This is a genomic window from Pseudomonas fragi, from assembly GCF_002269505.1.
Classification (GTDB): domain Bacteria; phylum Pseudomonadota; class Gammaproteobacteria; order Pseudomonadales; family Pseudomonadaceae; genus Aquipseudomonas; species Aquipseudomonas fragi_D.
Window position 1 is genome coordinate 110,355 of sequence record NZ_NQKQ01000012.1, and the last position, 14,076, is coordinate 124,430.

A 14,076-nucleotide genomic window follows, 5' to 3' on the forward strand; every position below is an offset into this window, starting at 1 on the left:
GCCTGCCGACAACACCACGGCCTATGCCAGGTTTCTCAGTGACTTACTGCGTTGATCAATGCATAAAGTACCACGCCACATAACCTGCGAAACCGCAGTACAAAAGTGCGATTGCCATCAAGTTTTTGGCTTGAACATTCCCGCGGCGAAAAACCAGCCAGAGCATAAGTACGGCAAATGCGGTGATTGCACCGGCAATCAGCAGAGGGGCGTCCAGTAGCCACGGCGTGAAGAACATACCCAGCGCACTGGGGATGGTCGCCTGGATCATCATGGCGCCGGAGATGTTGGCCAGGGCCAGTCTTTCCTTGCCCTGGCGCACCCAGATCAGGGCATTCATGATCTCGGGAAGTTCCGTGGCTACCGGGCTAAGCAGCAGGGCGACTATTTGCGGTGGCAGGCCGAATAGAACGCCTATACCTTCCAGTTGCGAGACAAATATATGGGAGGCTGCGCCAATCACACAGAGCGCTATCACCGTTTGCAGCCCGGCCCAAGCCATCGACGGGTTTTTCGGCTTCAGTTTAAGCGGCTCAAGTTCTTCCTCTTCGGGCGCTGTATCTGAACTGGCGATCTCGCGCCAGACGTAAAGGCCGTAGGTAGCCAGAAACAATATCCCCAGCCAGGGCTTGATCGCAAAGGCGACGAGACCCAACCCCAGCTTTACGACGAACACCGCCAAAAACGCCAACTGATCTTTCGCCAGACCTTTGTGATCCACGCGAACGATTGTGTCGCCCCGGTTTAATTTGCGCCGATTCATCCATAGCGCAAAGCCCACGACCCCATAGGCGACGGTCGCGAGCACCAAGGGTCCACCCATGGCTGCGCCGACACCGATGTCTTTCTGTTCAGGGGTTGATCCAAATACGACCGCTGTAAAGGTGACTGCGGTTTCAGGCAGGGCGGTACCAAATGCCGCCAGCACAGTGCCTACAGCTGTGGCGCCGAGATTCATATGACGGCCACACCATTCAATACCGTTAACGAAGTATTCGCACGCGAGGTAGATGGTAATAGCGGAGAGAAAAAACAGAACCAGGGTCAGGAGCATAAGAAGCACAGACCGGGCAAGCATATTACCAATGGCACACGACGTGGCTTACCCGGTCGGTAAACACGCAGTGGCCAAAGGTCTTGCTGGGCAACATCGGCAGGTTCCGATGGTGCTAATCATGCCATGAAGTAAGAGACTTCAAGTGTGTTGACATGATTTCCTCAACCGTGTGGCTGAAGATAGCTACTCCCCAATGACAGGACGCGCATTATTCATAGTTTGGAAGTGCATTGCAAGGTTGAAAAATAAACGCCGGGCTATATAAATACTAATAATAATTGTTATCAAAATCATCCGTGTGTATTTCCGGGGATAAGTTCTTCTCTGGCAAGTTGTATTGCGCTGTTTAATAAGTAGCGGTTGTTCTTCATGCAGCGGGTAATATATTTGAAGTGTCTTGTGGTAGGGGCTTGTTTGATATTTGCCGCTCTTTCAAAAAAATCTGCGTTTGGGTCGCTAAAGCCCGGCGCAGACAGATCACGGGCGTGTACATTGCAATTTCATCTTAAATCCATAAAGTTTAATGATCTTGAGCGCGCGACTATGTTAGTGCGGTCAAATAATTGATCAGCTCTGCCCATCAGCGGATATTCGTACGCTGAATAACGGTGTGCTCTTGTTGTATTGTCCTACAAGCCCCTTGATTTCTATACAACAGGCTCTGGCAACGGATCGGGAATATTGGTAATTTGCGCCCCGTTGATCACTGGACCTCTAATAATGAAAAAACTATTCTTCAAGACCACCCTCGGTCTTGCCGTTGCACTTGCGTCTTCTCAGCTACTTGCCAGCGGTCTTGCAATCAATGAACAAAGTATCAGCGGCATGGGCACCGGCTTCGCCGGTCGATCGTCCTCTGCCGATGATGCCAGTACCGTATACGGCAACCCTGCCGGCATGGCGCGCCTGAAACAGGAGCAGGTGAGTGCAGGTGCTGCCTTGCTGGTGGCGAAAACCGATATCAGCCATACCCGCAGTACCTTTGGCGGCAAGGAAGACGGCGATATGGTGCCGTTGACTGCGGTGCCCATGGGTTATTACGTCAATCCGATTGATGAACACTGGGCCTTCGGTGTCGGTTTCTATGTGCCGTTTGGTTTGATTACGGACTATGGCAGTGGTTTCGCCGGCCGTTACTTCGCCAATAAAAGCAAGATTCAGGTCATGACGTTCCAGCCCACGGTCAGCTATGCCTTCAATGACAAGGTGTCGATCGGGTTTGGTCCGACCATCAACCGCATTGACGGTGAACTGACTTCCCAGGTGCCGAATGCCTTCACGCCGGGCACAAACGACGGCAAGGTGAAGATCAGCGGCGATGACACGGCCATCGGTTTCAACGCCGGTGTCCTGGTACAGGCCACTGACAGCACCCGTGTGGGCCTGACGTATCACTCCAAGGTCAGCTACAACCTCAAGGGCACTACCAAGGTCACTGGCGGTACCTTCAGCCTGCTGGGCCTGAGCGGCCAGAGCTACGATGCCAAGTTGGGCCTGGATACGCCGGAGTCGGTGGACTTCTCGGTCACTCATCAGCTCAATGATGACTGGACGCTGTATGCAGGCAGCACCTGGACCCGCTGGAGCCGCCTCAAGGACATTACCGTGCAGAACAGTGATGTCAGCCCGCGTCTTGGCGGCTCGTTGAGCACCATTACCGAAGAGCAGAACTGGCACGACACCTGGGCCCATGCCATGGGTGCCGCTTATCAGTTGAATCCGCAATGGGTACTGCGTACGGGCTTGTCGGTTGACCAGTCGCCAACCAACAACACTAACCGTTCGCCGCGCATTCCTACCGGTGACCGTACCGCCATCAGCTTCGGTGCTGGCTGGACGCCGGTCAGTAACATGACGATCGACCTGGCGTACTCCTACCTGTGGGAAGACAGTACCAAGGTCAACGACAGCTCGGCTTCCAAGGGTGCCTACAGCTCTACCTACAAAAACAGCGCGAGCGGTTTTGGTACTTCGATCACCTATCGCTTCTGATTCGCGGGATGTGCGTTACCGGGAATGTAACGCACATCATGCTCAGTCAAGGCACCGCAAGCGGCTCGGCCTCGCCCGAAGCAAACACTGCCCGGGCATTGCTCTGCGGGCTGAATATTCCCGTCAGTAGCAGCATGGCTACCACCGCTACAACCAGAACCCACCAGGCACTGACAAAACTCCCCGTAAGTTCGCGAAGCCAGCCCGTCAGCCATGGCGAAACCGCATTGACAAGAAACCCCGCGCCTTGAACGAACCCTGCAAGCTGAGCGGCTTCGCTAGGTTTGCGGCAATGGTCGAGGGTCAGGATCAGGCTCAGGGCGAAACAGGCTCCCAGGCCAAAACCAATCAAGGCCACCCACATATGCGGCGACTCCAGCGGCCACATGACCAGGCCGATAAAGCCCAGCGCCTGCGCTCCCAGGCTGACCGCCAATAGCGGGCGTCTGTCGATGCTGCGGTGGGCCAGCGCCGGCATCACCAGCGCTGCGATGACCTGGAACACGGTCATGAACGCCAGAAGCGAGCCACTGTGTGCTGCGCTCCAGCCCATCTGCAAATAGTAGGCGGGCAACCACGCCACCATGCTCATATAGCCACAGTTGACGAGGCCGAAGTACAACGCCAGTAACCATGCGCGCCGGTTGAGCCACGGGCGCATGGCTGGCTCGCCCGCCGTTCGGGCACCGCTGGCAAAGGGCAATAAGCCCCACAGCACCAGCGCGACCAGAGCCGGCACCAGCCATATCCCCAGCCCGGCCTGCCAATGGCCAAAGTGGCCGGCCACCAACGGGCTGACAAGAGCAGCCAGGCCGCCGCCGGCCATAAGGGAGGCTGAGTACACCCCCAACGCCAGCGCAACCCGTTGTGCAAACTGGCGCTTGATCAGCGCCGGAACCAGCACCTGGATCAGCGCAACCCCGGCACCGCCCAACAAGGCCGTGGCCATCAGGGTTTGTGCCTGATCGGCAGACAAGCGCCACAGGCAGGCGCCCAGGATCATCGACAAGCCCAGGGCCACGCCACGGCGTTCACCCAGGCCAGCCTGCAGGCGTACACCGAACAAGGCCACCAGACCCATGCAGATCACAGGCAGGCTGGTCAGCCAGGCACTGCTCTGAAAACTCATGCCCGTGTCATGACGGATCTCAAGCAACAGCGGGCTGATGGAGCTGAGCAGCGGACGCAGGTTAAGCCCCAGCACCACCAGCAATGCCCAATTGGCGAACACCCGCGCAGGGTGTTTATCCAGGCTCATGGCAGGCTTTCCAGTCGCTGTAGATCTTGTCCATGGCCGGTTGGGGGAGGTGTTGTATCGCCAGTTTCTGCTCGCTCAACGGCAGCGCCAGTTGCTGGTAAATCGCTGCCGTAGACAACCCGAAGGGTTCCCCCTGCGGGTTGCTGGCGGCATACACCACTCGGGTGACGCCACACAGGTGCATGGCACTCAGGCACATGGGGCAAGGCTGACCACTGGCATAGATCACGCAACCCTCCAGGCGCGGGCCCAGTTGCTGGCTGGCAGCCCGTATGGCCAGGAGTTCTGCGTGTGCAGTCGGGTCCTGGCTGATATGAAGGGTATTGACGGCCTCAACGATCACCTGGCCGTTTTTGACCAGTAGCGCAGCAAAAGGCCGGCCACCGCCTGCAACGTTGCTGGCGGCCAGGACTACGGCGCGTTGCAGGTAAAACTCATCGCTATGCATAACAACTCCAGGGTGTGATTCAGTGCGCGCCGGCATCACGCAGCAACTGGGCGGTCACGCCCTGGCCGCGCTGCTGCGCTTGTTGCAGGGGGGTGTGCCCGTCGCTGTCGGGCAGGTTCAGGTCGGCACCGGCATTGATCAACTGGGTGATGATCTGCTGATGCGCCGGGCCGCCGTCGGAGAGCACGATGGCTTCCATCAGGCAGGTCCAGCCCAGGCGATTGACATGGTTCAGATCAACCCCTGCTGCGATCAGCAGGCGCACCGTTTCAACATGGCCGCGCTCGCAGGCCGGGATCAGGGCGGTGCCGCCATAGCGGTTGGTACTCTGCAGATCGGCACCGTGGGCCAGGGTCATTTGCAGGATTTCGTTACGCCCACTGGCACCTGCCAACAGATAGGGGCTGTCGCGCATCAGGTTCTTCTGGTTGACGTCGGCCCCTGCCTGGATCAAGGCCCGGGCGATTTCGATCTGGTTCGATCGGGTTGCCAGCAGCAGTGCGCTGCTGCCATCCAGCGCCTGGACGTTGAGGTCCGTGCCTTCGCTGATCAGTTGCTGGACCCTGGCCAGCTCGCCGTCACTGACGGCAGTGAGGAGTGTCTTGTCGCTTGCCATCACCGCTCCCATTATTAACAGCGCGACCGTCAGCAGGCCGCATTTGCGTGTCAGGCTGCCCATGCTTGAGCCCTCTTTTACATCCCGTGAAAAGCCAGTATGGTCAGCGCAGCAGGTATTCTGAAATTAAATATAGCCATGCCTTTAAGTGGCAATGTGAATGGTGAGGCGGATGCTGGATCCCATACTGTTACGCAGTTTTGTCGCGGTAGTGGACTGCGCCAATTTCACCCGTGCGGCGCAGCGTCTGCATCTCACCCAGTCGACGGTCAGCCAGCAGATCCGCCGTCTGGAAGACAGCCTTGGCTGCAGGCTGCTCGACCGCGAACAGCGCCGGGTGATTGCCACGCCTGAAGGTGAGCGTCTGCTGGCCTATGCGCGGCGCATCCTGGCGCTTGATCAGGAAGCCCGCGACGTGCTGTTCAACCAGGCCAGTGAAGGGGTGTTGCGCCTCGGCGTGCCTGAAGACTTCGCTGCCGAGCGCTTGATGCCGATCCTTTCGCGGTTCGGCCTGGAGCACCCGGGAGTGCGCCTGGAAGTCACCAGCGGGTTGGGCCCTGAACTGATGCGGCTTTATCGCCAGGATGAATTCGACTTGTTGCTGGTCAAGCAGATGGGGCAGGGCGATGATTGCCTGGCGTGCTGGCCTGAACCCATGTGTTGGGTCGACAGCCGTTCAGCACCCGCACTGGGGCGCGAGCCCTTGCCGCTGGTGGCGTTTCCGGTGGGCGGTTTGTACCGCAATGAAATGCTCCATCACCTTGAGGTGGGGGGATGGCGCTGGCGCATCAACTACTCCAGCGCAAGTCTGGCCAGTGTCTGCGCCGCCGTGGCAGCGGGCCTGGGTATCAGTTTGTTGCCGTTACGGGTGATCAGCCCGCAGCACTGGGTGATTGACGCCGGCAGCGGCCTGCCGGATATCCAGGGGGTATTTCTGGCGTTGTATGGGCAAAACGGTCTGAGCCATGCGGGCAAATTGCTGCAATGCCAGTTGCTGGATCTGTGCCAGACGCTTGCTAACGATGAGCTGGCGGGTGAACCACCCCGTCAAAATGCGGCCAGTTGAGTGAGAGTGAAAGAATTTGATCCTGTGATTCCAGAATGTTTGGAATTTATGGGTGATTATCTTGTGATGGAACATGACTAAAGTAGAGGTTTTACAGGTCAGGAGCTGATTGTCCTGAGCAGGCCAACGCCTTCACAGGAAAACCAGTCACTACAGAGGTCACAGGTTATGGATACCAAACTCAAAGCGTTGCTTGATCGCGAAGAGATTCGCAATCTCAGAACCCTCTATGCACATCACCTGGACAGCAACACTATCGACGCACTCGACGAAGTGTTCTCGGCAGATGCGGTGGTGGAGGTTACGGTCGGCAAAATGACGGGTATAGATGCCATCCGCAGCGGCCTCAATGATGCCTTCAAACTCTTCGATCGCGACCGCCAGGGCAGTTATCCGTTTCTGCATGCGATCGCCAACCACTGGATCACGTTGACCGGGCCGGATACCGCGCAAGGGCGTTGCTATCTGATTGATTTCGAGACCGCATCCAAGCCCGATCCGCACCCGCTGCTGTTGCTCGGGCTGTACGCCGACACCTACCGGCGTATCGATGGCGAGTGGCGCATCACCCATACCCGCCTTGAAGTGGTCTGGCCTGAGCGTGCCGCCTGATCCAGGGCAGGCTCTGAGGATTGCCCCATAAACGATGCGCCTCTATTCAGGGCGCATTTTTGTTTGCGCAGAAGATCAGCCCCGGGGCTGATTACCCCTCTATTACTGCATGGCTTTGCTATTGTTCAGCTGCAGATCCTTAAACGTTAGCCTTGGACGCCATAATGACGGGCAACCCATTTGACGGTATTCGCGAGTTTGTATCTGCGGCCCAGTCACTGAGCTTTACAGCGGCAGCACTGGAGCTTGGCGTGACAAGTTCCGCCGTTGGCAAAAGCGTGACTCGCCTGGAGGCGCGCCTTGGCGTCAAGCTTTTGCATCGCACCACCCGGCGCCTGATCCTTACCAGCGAGGGTGAGGCCTATCTGGCCAGCTGCCTGCGGGTAATGGATGAACTGGCCGAGACCCAGGGCTTTTTGACCACCGGCCAACAGGAACCTGTCGGTCGGTTGCGGATCGATCTGCCGGCGGCCTTTGGTCGCCGACATATTTTGCCGACCTTGATCGATATGGCGGTGCGATACCAGCAGCTCGATCTCTCCATCAGCTTCAGTGAGCGGCTGGTGGATATCGTCAATGAGGGTATCGATCTTGTGGTCCGAATCGGTTCATTGAAGGATGACGCTGACATAGTGGCCCGCAGGCTGGGCAGCCAGAGCCTGTTGATTTGCGCGACCCGTGATTACCTGCACAGGCATGGCACGCCCCAGGCACCGGCTGATCTTCTGCAGCATGACTGCATTGTCGGCTGGCGCAACGGCACTCGCAAAACCTGGATGCTGGTTGATGACAAGGGGCAGACCCACGAGCACGACGTGCGGGTCAAGCATGAGATGGGAGACGGTGAAATGTTGCTGGACATGACACTGGCCGGGGGCGGCCTGGCCCAACTGCCCACCTGGCTGGTGCAGACGCATATCCAGCAGGGGTTGCTGGTGCCCGTACTTGAGCAATATGCCGGCGCCGAGATGCCTATACACGTGATCTGGCCACGCACGCGCTACATACAGCCCAAGATCAGAATGGTCGTCGATGAACTGCTGGCACTGGCCCAACGCGATGCCGGGATTTTTCGCCCGGATCAGGGCGCGCCCAACCCCCAGGGTTCATGAGTGCAGCGCCTCAAGCACCCTACTTGAAGCGCTGCAGCTGAGTACCGTTACAGGTTCGGTGAGTGGAAGGGGTAATCGACATAGCCTTTTTCTCCGCTGTTGCCGTAGAACGTGGCGCGGTCCGGGGTTGCAATCGGCCAGCCGTTCTTCATCCGCTCCACCAGGTCCGGGTTGGCAATAAAAGGCCGGCCAAATGCGACCAGGTCCAGAGCACCCGACTCCAGTGCGGCTTCTGCCGACTCGCGATCAAAGCCGCCGGCGGCAATCAGTGTGCCTTGATACGACTCGCGAAAAGTCTGCGCAAAGCCTTCGGGCATGCGCTCGGCGCCAATGGTCAATTGATCGCTCAAGTGCACGTAGGCAATGTTGCGTTGATGAATGTCGCGAGCCACCGCGACCCAGGTCTGGGCTTCGTCATCAAACGGCGCCATGTCGAACAGGCGGCCAAACGGCGAGATACGCACGCCAACCTTGCCACGCCCGATGGCGTCGGCAACCGCATCAATGGTTTCCAGCAGCAGGCGAATGCGGTTTTCGATCGAGCCGCCATAACGGTCGGTACGGTCGTTCACGCCTGGATTGATAAACTGCTCGAACAGGTAGCCGTTGGCGCCATGAATTTCGACCCCGTCAAACCCCGCCTCGACAGCCCGGCGTGCAGCCTGCACAAAGTCATTGATGATCGCCCCGACTTCATCCGTCGACAGCGCGCGTGGCGGGCTGGCCTGGATCGGGCCCGGTTGACCGTGCTCGTCATAGGCATAGGTCATGGAGTTGGCCGCCAGCTTGTTGCTGGATGACACCGGCGCACCGCCGTCCGGTTGCAACGTGGTGTGGGAGACCCGACCGACATGCCAGAGCTGGGCGAAGATCTTGCCGCCGTCCTCATGCACGGCCCGGGTGACGTGCTTCCAGCCTTCCACCTGTGCCTGATTATAAAGGCCGGGGTTGAACAGATAGCCGCGGCCCTGGATTGAAACCGGCACACCTTCGCTGATGATCAGGCCGGCGCTTGCACGCTGGCGGTAGTACAGCACCGTCAACTCGTCAGGAATATCGTTCAAGGCGCGAGCACGGGTCATGGGCGCCATCACGACACGATTCTTCAGCTCCATTCCCGACAAGGTGTAGGGAGAAAACAGCATACTCATAGGGCAGGGACCTCCGGTGTGGGGCGCTGCGTGGCGCCAGTCCGGGTCAATATACGGTGATATTGATCCCGGATAATCGGCCCTGGATTCCAAACATTGCGGAGTTGAATTCCATAATTTGCGGGGTCAATTACTCAAGGACAGCTGGATCGCGGCGGATTTCTTCCCGTGCCATGGCTTCCCACAGGAACGGAAAGCCATTGGCATCGGTGCGCTCTCCAGTGGCGAGGGCAACATGGGCAGGGAGCGGCGCGCCGCCACCGAGTGCCTCGACATGCCAGGCCAGACGGCTACGCCATTCCAGTGTGATCGCGCGCAAATGGGCCTGGCGAATGCCATTGGCCACCACTAGGACACCGTGGTTGGCGAGCATGGCCCATTTCTGGGCCCCCAGTGCCGTCACTACGGCGCGGCCCAGGGCGGAGTCTTCGACTGTGCCGCGATACTCGTCATAGAGCACCGGGTCGCTATCGACCAGGGCGGAGGTCTGGTCGTAAACCGGCGGGATGCGCCCCGCGGCCGACCAGACGCCTGCCCAGCGCGGGTGGTTATGGATGACCACCTCAACATCATGGCGCGCGGCATGTAAATCCATATGCAGGTTGATGGCCGGGGTGATGTTCCATTCGCCTTCAATGACCTTGCCTGTCTGGTCAAGGCGCAGGATGTCCGAGGCGGTTACTTCGCCCCAGGTGAGTTCCCAGGGGTTGGCCAGATAAGTGCCATCGTCCTGCCTGACGGTGATATGACCTGCGATATGGTCGTTATAACCCTCTCGGTACAGCACCCGGCACAGCAGTGCTACGCGCTGGCGCGCAGTCAGTTGGGGCAGCAGCGCATAACGGCCTGGCCTGGGAATGTAGCGGGCCAGCAAGTCGTGATTAAGCTCATCCTTCATCATTCTGGTGTGCTCCTGTGCAGCGGTTGTTATCCGTGATTGATCCTTCAGCACTCACGCCGGCAAGGGTTCGCGGGCGAATACCGAGGTGCGCTGCATGCGCCGTTGGTGCGGTTGATAGTCGAGGATGGCGTTGTGCATCACGCTGCGGTTGTCCCAAAGCAGCATGTCACCGACGCGCCAGCGATGGCGAAAACCGAATTGCACGTGTTGGCAGTGCGCATGCAGATAGCTCAGGATCGCGTCGCTTTCAGAGGCCGCCATACCTTCGATATGGGTGGTGTAGGTCGGGCTCAGATACAGGGCCTTGCGGCCTGACAGCGGGTGCTGGATCACCAGCGGATGCAAATGCCTGCGGTTCATCTGCACGACCTCGACATAGCGCTCATGGCTGACGACGTTCTGGCGCAGGGCTGCCGTCATCGGCCCGTTCATGTCGTGCCAGGCGCTTAGGCCGTCGAGGTAGTGCTGCATGCGTGCGGACAGTCTGTCGTAGGCCGTGGTCATGCTGATCCAGCACGTGTCGCCGCCACAGGGTGGCAGGATTTGGGCGTGAGTCATGGTGACAATCGGCGGCCCGGGCAGGAAGCTCTCGTCGTGGTGCCACATGTCCGCCCGGTCACCCAGCCTGGAATCGATCACGGTGATCTGTTCAAAACCTGCGCCGAGGTTGGGATAGAAGGTGTGAACCTCAGGCTCACCGAAGTAGCGGGCTATGGCCAGGTGTTGTTCAGGCTTGAGCCATGGTGCGTGCAGTACCAGGGCTTCATGTTTGACCAGCGCGGCCTCCAGTGCCGCCAGGGTTTGCGGCTGAAAAACAGTGGCAGGGTCCAGGTCAAGCACTTCGGCGCCCAGGTGTGGGCCAAGGGGCTGGAGGGTGAATGGTGAAGGCATGGGCAATCTCCCGGCAGGCAGAAATATCCGATCTTATGGAGGGGTATCACTACACGTTTGGACGTTGTCCGAACGACCCAAAAGATCATACTGACGTCACCAGGGTTCAGATATTCGCATTCCGCGAGTGTCTGCTATTGCCTATAAATTATTGATATTTAAGGTAAAAATATGAAAGTCAGAGTTGTAGTAAATCCAGCGCTCGGATTTCCATGAACAATCCCGCTGATAGCAGCACCAGAGGCCAGATGCCTTCGCTGCGCAAGCGACCGGTGCAATCACGCTCACGGGCACTGGTCGATGCCGTTGAGCAGGCCTGCCTGCAGATTCTGGATGAAGCAGGGGAGGCGGCGCTGACGGTTGCCCGCATCGCGGAGCTATCAGGGGTCGCAGTGGGCTCGATCTACCAGTATTTCCCCAGCAAGGACGCCATTGTGGCTCTGCTGTACGAGCGCGTACTTGACGAAGAGTCCGAGCAACTTCTCAGGGTGCGGGAAAAGTTGGTTGGCGTGCCTCTGAAGTCGGCGCTGGAGCAAATTCTGGCCAATATCATTCGCGTCGAAACACGCTTGTTCAGGCTGAACAAGGTGTTTCATTTGCGTTACCACTCGGCCTTGCACCTGGGCATGTGGCGCGGGCCGTACACCACCACCGGGGAATTTATCGAAGCGACGTGGTTGCCGCTGTTGCAGATGTATGAGCAGGAGATCACCACGCAACATCCGGCATTGGCGGCTTACCTGCTCGGGCAGGGGTTGCGCAGTGTTATCCGCTCGGTATTGGAAGACATGCCGGAGCAGCTTGAATCCAGGGCGCTGCTCGATAGCCTGGTGGCCATGGCCATGGGTTGCCTGCGGCCCTGCACACCGGGTTGACTCAGTGTGTGCAGGGCCGGTTGACACCCAAGGTCAGCGGTCTACCCGCTGTTGCAAATGGGCCGGGTAACGCTCGCCGACAATCTGGATCTGCTGCAGTGCCGACTCGATATTCGCCAGATCCTGCGCGCTCAGTTCAAGATTAGCCGCGCCGGTGTTTTCCTCAAGCCGATGCAGTTTGGTCGTGCCCGGTATCGGCACGATCCAGGGCTGTTGGGCCAGCAGCCAGGCAATGGCGATCTGTGCCCGGGTTGCGTGCATGCCTTCTGCAATCTGACCCAGCACGTGCACCAGTTGTGCATTGGCGCGGCGGTTGTCTTCACTGAAGCGCGGTACTATCTGGCGAAAGTCGTCCGCGGCGAACGAGGTGCCGGCATCTATGCTGCCGGTCAGGAAGCCCTTGCCTAAAGGGCTGAACGGTACAAAACCGATGCCCAGCTCTGCGAGCAGCGGCAGGATTTCTTTTTCCGGTTCGCGCCACCACAGCGAGTACTCGCTTTGCAACGCGGCAACGGGCTGAATGGCGTGGGCCCGGCGAATGGTTTGCGCACCGGCCTCCGACAAGCCGAAGTGTTTGACCTTGCCTTCGCGGATCAACTGCTTGACCGTTCCGGCGACGTCTTCCACCGGCACGTCAGGATCAACGCGGTGCTGGTAAAACAGATCGATGCAGTCAGTGTTCAGACGCTTGAGCGAGGCCTCGGCTACGGCGCGAATGTTTTCCGGGCGGCTGTCCAGCCCCTGGGCTACATCGCCGTTCTTGAAGCCGAATTTGCTGGCAATTACCACGTGCTCGCGAAACGGCGCCAGGGCCTCACCCAGCAGCGACTCGTTGGTGAACGGGCCATACGCCTCGGCCGTGTCAAAGAAGGTCACGCCACGCTCGTATGCGCTGCGGATCAATGCGATTGCGCGGGTTTTATCCAGGGCGGGGCCATAGCCGTAACTCATGCCCATGCAACCCAGCCCAATGGCTGAAACTTCAAGGCCGCTTTGGCCCAGTAAACGCTTTTGCATTTCGCCGTCTCCAGTCGAACAGTGTGTAACCACCTTATATTGCTGTCTGAAGCTCAACAATATAGGGTTTGCTGTATGGCTTAGTGAGAGGAATTCATCAATGATCCGCCCAGACCTGCCGGGCCTGACTGCTTTTATCGCCATCGCCGAGCACCGCAGTTTCAGTGGAGCGGCCCGTGTGCTGGGGGTGTCGTCCTCAGCCCTCAGTCACTCGATGCGCAACCTTGAGGCGCGCTTGCAGATGCGCCTGTTCAATCGCACGACACGCTCGGTGTCATTGACCGAGGCGGGGGAGCAGTTGTTGCGGGGCGTGCGACCCCTTATGAATGACCTGACCAGTGTCATCAACGAAGTCACTTCTGAACGGATCAGCCCTTCGGGGTCGATTCGTGTCAGCGCATCGGAGTCATCCTTCCTGCCGTTGATCCGCCATGTGGTGCCGGATTTTGTCCGCTGTTACCCGCACATCAATATCGAGTTCGTGGCAGACAACCGACTGCAGGATATTGTCGGTGACGGCTTCGACGCGGGCATTCGCCTGATCGATGATGTGCCTCGGGACATGATCGCCATTCGCTTCGGCCCGGACTTGCGCTTCGCCGCTGTCGCCTCGCCAGACTACCTTGAGCAGCATCCTGCGCCGAAACAGCCGCAAGACCTCAAAGCCCACCGATGCATTCGCTTTCGCTTCACCAGTGGCGGGCTCTTTCGCTGGGATTTCAAATGTGCCGGTCAAAGCCTCAGCCTGGATGTGGAGGGACCGATCACCCTGGACAATATCAACCTTATGGTTGAAGCGGCACTGGCCGGTGCAGGCGTGGCCTGGGTGCCCGTGACCACTGTTGCCGAACACCTGCGTGACGGCCGTCTGATCAACTTGCTACCCCAGTGGAGCCCGAATTATTCAGGGCTGTGCCTGTACTACCCAGCCAACCGCCATCCGCCGATTGCCCTGCGGCTTTTTGCCCAGGCAGTGCGCGAGTGGTCGAGTCGGGTGGGGACGGATTAATCGGGATGGCGACCGGATTTCCCGCCGAAACCTGATGCCATGTTCTCTACGAATGTTGAATGCTGACGCTA

Annotated in this window: 14 protein-coding genes and 1 riboswitch; of the genes, 6 read left to right on the forward strand and 8 right to left on the reverse strand. The window is 58.7% G+C overall.

All coding sequences use genetic code 11. The features are described 5' to 3' along the window. Positions 1–55 precede the first annotated feature (55 nt). Positions 56–1,054 (reverse strand): sodium:calcium antiporter, encoded by a 999-nt coding sequence (locus CJU81_RS12965; protein ID WP_095036940.1) that lies wholly within the window; start codon positions 1,052–1,054, stop codon positions 56–58. Positions 1,055–1,142: 88 nt separating this feature from the next. Beyond that, a riboswitch (yybP-ykoY riboswitch) is annotated at positions 1,143–1,261 on the reverse strand. 516 nt (positions 1,262–1,777) lie between these two features. On the opposite strand from CJU81_RS12965, the gene CJU81_RS12970 reads away from it, so the two are divergent. Beyond that, entirely contained in the window at positions 1,778–3,049 is a 1,272-nt protein-coding gene (locus tag CJU81_RS12970) for an OmpP1/FadL family transporter (protein WP_095036941.1), read from the forward strand. A 46-nt stretch (positions 3,050–3,095) separates the two neighbouring features. Here CJU81_RS12970 and CJU81_RS12975 read toward each other — a convergent pair whose 3' ends face one another. The 3 genes from CJU81_RS12975 to CJU81_RS12985 are packed head-to-tail and all read right to left on the reverse strand — an operon-like array spanning position 3,096 to position 5,434. Next, the gene (locus tag CJU81_RS12975; RefSeq protein ID WP_095036942.1) at positions 3,096–4,307 is read right to left on the reverse strand and encodes a CynX/NimT family MFS transporter; all 1,212 of its coding nucleotides are present in this window, start codon (positions 4,305–4,307) and stop codon (positions 3,096–3,098) included. Next, complete coding sequence (locus CJU81_RS12980) at positions 4,294–4,755, reverse strand: nucleoside deaminase (protein WP_095036943.1); 462 nt, start codon at positions 4,753–4,755, stop codon at positions 4,294–4,296. The genes CJU81_RS12975 and CJU81_RS12980 overlap by 14 nt, the downstream gene beginning before the upstream one ends. A 19-nt stretch (positions 4,756–4,774) precedes the next feature. After that, the gene (locus tag CJU81_RS12985; protein WP_095036944.1) at positions 4,775–5,434 is read right to left on the reverse strand and encodes an ankyrin repeat domain-containing protein; all 660 of its coding nucleotides are present in this window, start codon (positions 5,432–5,434) and stop codon (positions 4,775–4,777) included. A 109-nt stretch (positions 5,435–5,543) separates the two neighbouring features. Between CJU81_RS12985 and CJU81_RS12990 the strand changes: the two genes are divergently transcribed. From CJU81_RS12990 to CJU81_RS13000, 3 genes are all read left to right on the forward strand, one after another. Continuing rightward, positions 5,544–6,437, forward strand: coding sequence for a LysR family transcriptional regulator (locus tag CJU81_RS12990; RefSeq protein ID WP_095036945.1), 894 nt, complete (start codon positions 5,544–5,546; stop codon positions 6,435–6,437). A gap of 168 nt (positions 6,438–6,605) precedes the next feature. Then, positions 6,606–7,049 (forward strand): nuclear transport factor 2 family protein, encoded by a 444-nt coding sequence (locus tag CJU81_RS12995; RefSeq protein WP_095036946.1) that lies wholly within the window; start codon positions 6,606–6,608, stop codon positions 7,047–7,049. A gap of 164 nt (positions 7,050–7,213) precedes the next feature. Beyond that, on the forward strand, positions 7,214–8,161 hold the full coding sequence (locus CJU81_RS13000; RefSeq protein WP_095036947.1) for a LysR family transcriptional regulator: 948 nt from the start codon (positions 7,214–7,216) through the stop codon (positions 8,159–8,161). A 47-nt stretch (positions 8,162–8,208) separates the two neighbouring features. Here the strand turns inward: CJU81_RS13000 and CJU81_RS13005 are convergent, their stop codons facing one another. The 3 genes from CJU81_RS13005 to CJU81_RS13015 all read right to left on the reverse strand — a co-directional run bounded on the left by CJU81_RS13005 (position 8,209) and on the right by CJU81_RS13015 (position 11,104). After that, on the reverse strand, positions 8,209–9,312 hold the full coding sequence (locus CJU81_RS13005; protein ID WP_095036948.1) for an alkene reductase: 1,104 nt from the start codon (positions 9,310–9,312) through the stop codon (positions 8,209–8,211). A 130-nt stretch (positions 9,313–9,442) separates the two neighbouring features. Beyond that, positions 9,443–10,213 carry a class II aldolase/adducin family protein gene (locus tag CJU81_RS13010; protein ID WP_095036949.1) on the reverse strand — a complete coding sequence of 257 codons (771 nt, stop codon included), beginning with the start codon at positions 10,211–10,213 and terminating at the stop codon, positions 9,443–9,445. Positions 10,214–10,264: 51 nt separating this feature from the next. Next, positions 10,265–11,104 carry a TauD/TfdA dioxygenase family protein gene (locus CJU81_RS13015; protein WP_095036950.1) on the reverse strand — a complete coding sequence of 280 codons (840 nt, stop codon included), beginning with the start codon at positions 11,102–11,104 and terminating at the stop codon, positions 10,265–10,267. 212 nt (positions 11,105–11,316) lie between these two features. On the opposite strand from CJU81_RS13015, the gene CJU81_RS13020 reads away from it, so the two are divergent. Continuing rightward, positions 11,317–11,979 (forward strand): TetR/AcrR family transcriptional regulator, encoded by a 663-nt coding sequence (locus CJU81_RS13020; protein ID WP_095036951.1) that lies wholly within the window; start codon positions 11,317–11,319, stop codon positions 11,977–11,979. Positions 11,980–12,012: 33 nt separating this feature from the next. On the opposite strand, the gene CJU81_RS13025 is transcribed toward CJU81_RS13020, so the two are convergent. Then, positions 12,013–12,996, reverse strand: a complete 984-nt coding sequence (locus CJU81_RS13025) for an aldo/keto reductase (RefSeq protein ID WP_095036952.1) — start codon at positions 12,994–12,996, stop codon at positions 12,013–12,015. A gap of 100 nt (positions 12,997–13,096) precedes the next feature. On the opposite strand from CJU81_RS13025, the gene CJU81_RS13030 reads away from it, so the two are divergent. Next, the gene (locus CJU81_RS13030) at positions 13,097–14,005 is read left to right on the forward strand and encodes a LysR family transcriptional regulator (protein WP_095036953.1); all 909 of its coding nucleotides are present in this window, start codon (positions 13,097–13,099) and stop codon (positions 14,003–14,005) included. Positions 14,006–14,076 lie beyond the last annotated feature (71 nt).

Excerpts from the sequence above, each read along its gene's own strand:
- CJU81_RS13010 (WP_095036949.1), bottom strand. The coding sequence starts at position 10,213 with ATGATGAAGGATGAGCTTAATCACGACTTGCTGGCCCGCTACATTCCC.
- CJU81_RS12985 (WP_095036944.1), bottom strand. The coding sequence starts at position 5,434 with ATGGGCAGCCTGACACGCAAATGCGGCCTGCTGACGGTCGCGCTGTTA.
- CJU81_RS12980 (WP_095036943.1), bottom strand. The coding sequence starts at position 4,755 with ATGCATAGCGATGAGTTTTACCTGCAACGCGCCGTAGTCCTGGCCGCC.
- CJU81_RS13000 (WP_095036947.1), top strand. The coding sequence starts at position 7,214 with ATGACGGGCAACCCATTTGACGGTATTCGCGAGTTTGTATCTGCGGCC.
- CJU81_RS13005 (WP_095036948.1), bottom strand. The coding sequence starts at position 9,312 with ATGAGTATGCTGTTTTCTCCCTACACCTTGTCGGGAATGGAGCTGAAG.
- CJU81_RS12995 (WP_095036946.1), top strand. The coding sequence starts at position 6,606 with ATGGATACCAAACTCAAAGCGTTGCTTGATCGCGAAGAGATTCGCAAT.
- CJU81_RS13030 (WP_095036953.1), top strand. The coding sequence starts at position 13,097 with ATGATCCGCCCAGACCTGCCGGGCCTGACTGCTTTTATCGCCATCGCC.
- CJU81_RS12965 (WP_095036940.1), bottom strand. The coding sequence starts at position 1,054 with ATGCTCCTGACCCTGGTTCTGTTTTTTCTCTCCGCTATTACCATCTAC.
- CJU81_RS13020 (WP_095036951.1), top strand. The coding sequence starts at position 11,317 with ATGAACAATCCCGCTGATAGCAGCACCAGAGGCCAGATGCCTTCGCTG.
- CJU81_RS13015 (WP_095036950.1), bottom strand. The coding sequence starts at position 11,104 with ATGCCTTCACCATTCACCCTCCAGCCCCTTGGCCCACACCTGGGCGCC.
- CJU81_RS12990 (WP_095036945.1), top strand. The coding sequence starts at position 5,544 with ATGCTGGATCCCATACTGTTACGCAGTTTTGTCGCGGTAGTGGACTGC.
- CJU81_RS13025 (WP_095036952.1), bottom strand. The coding sequence starts at position 12,996 with ATGCAAAAGCGTTTACTGGGCCAAAGCGGCCTTGAAGTTTCAGCCATT.
- CJU81_RS12970 (WP_095036941.1), top strand. The coding sequence starts at position 1,778 with ATGAAAAAACTATTCTTCAAGACCACCCTCGGTCTTGCCGTTGCACTT.
- CJU81_RS12975 (WP_095036942.1), bottom strand. The coding sequence starts at position 4,307 with ATGAGCCTGGATAAACACCCTGCGCGGGTGTTCGCCAATTGGGCATTG.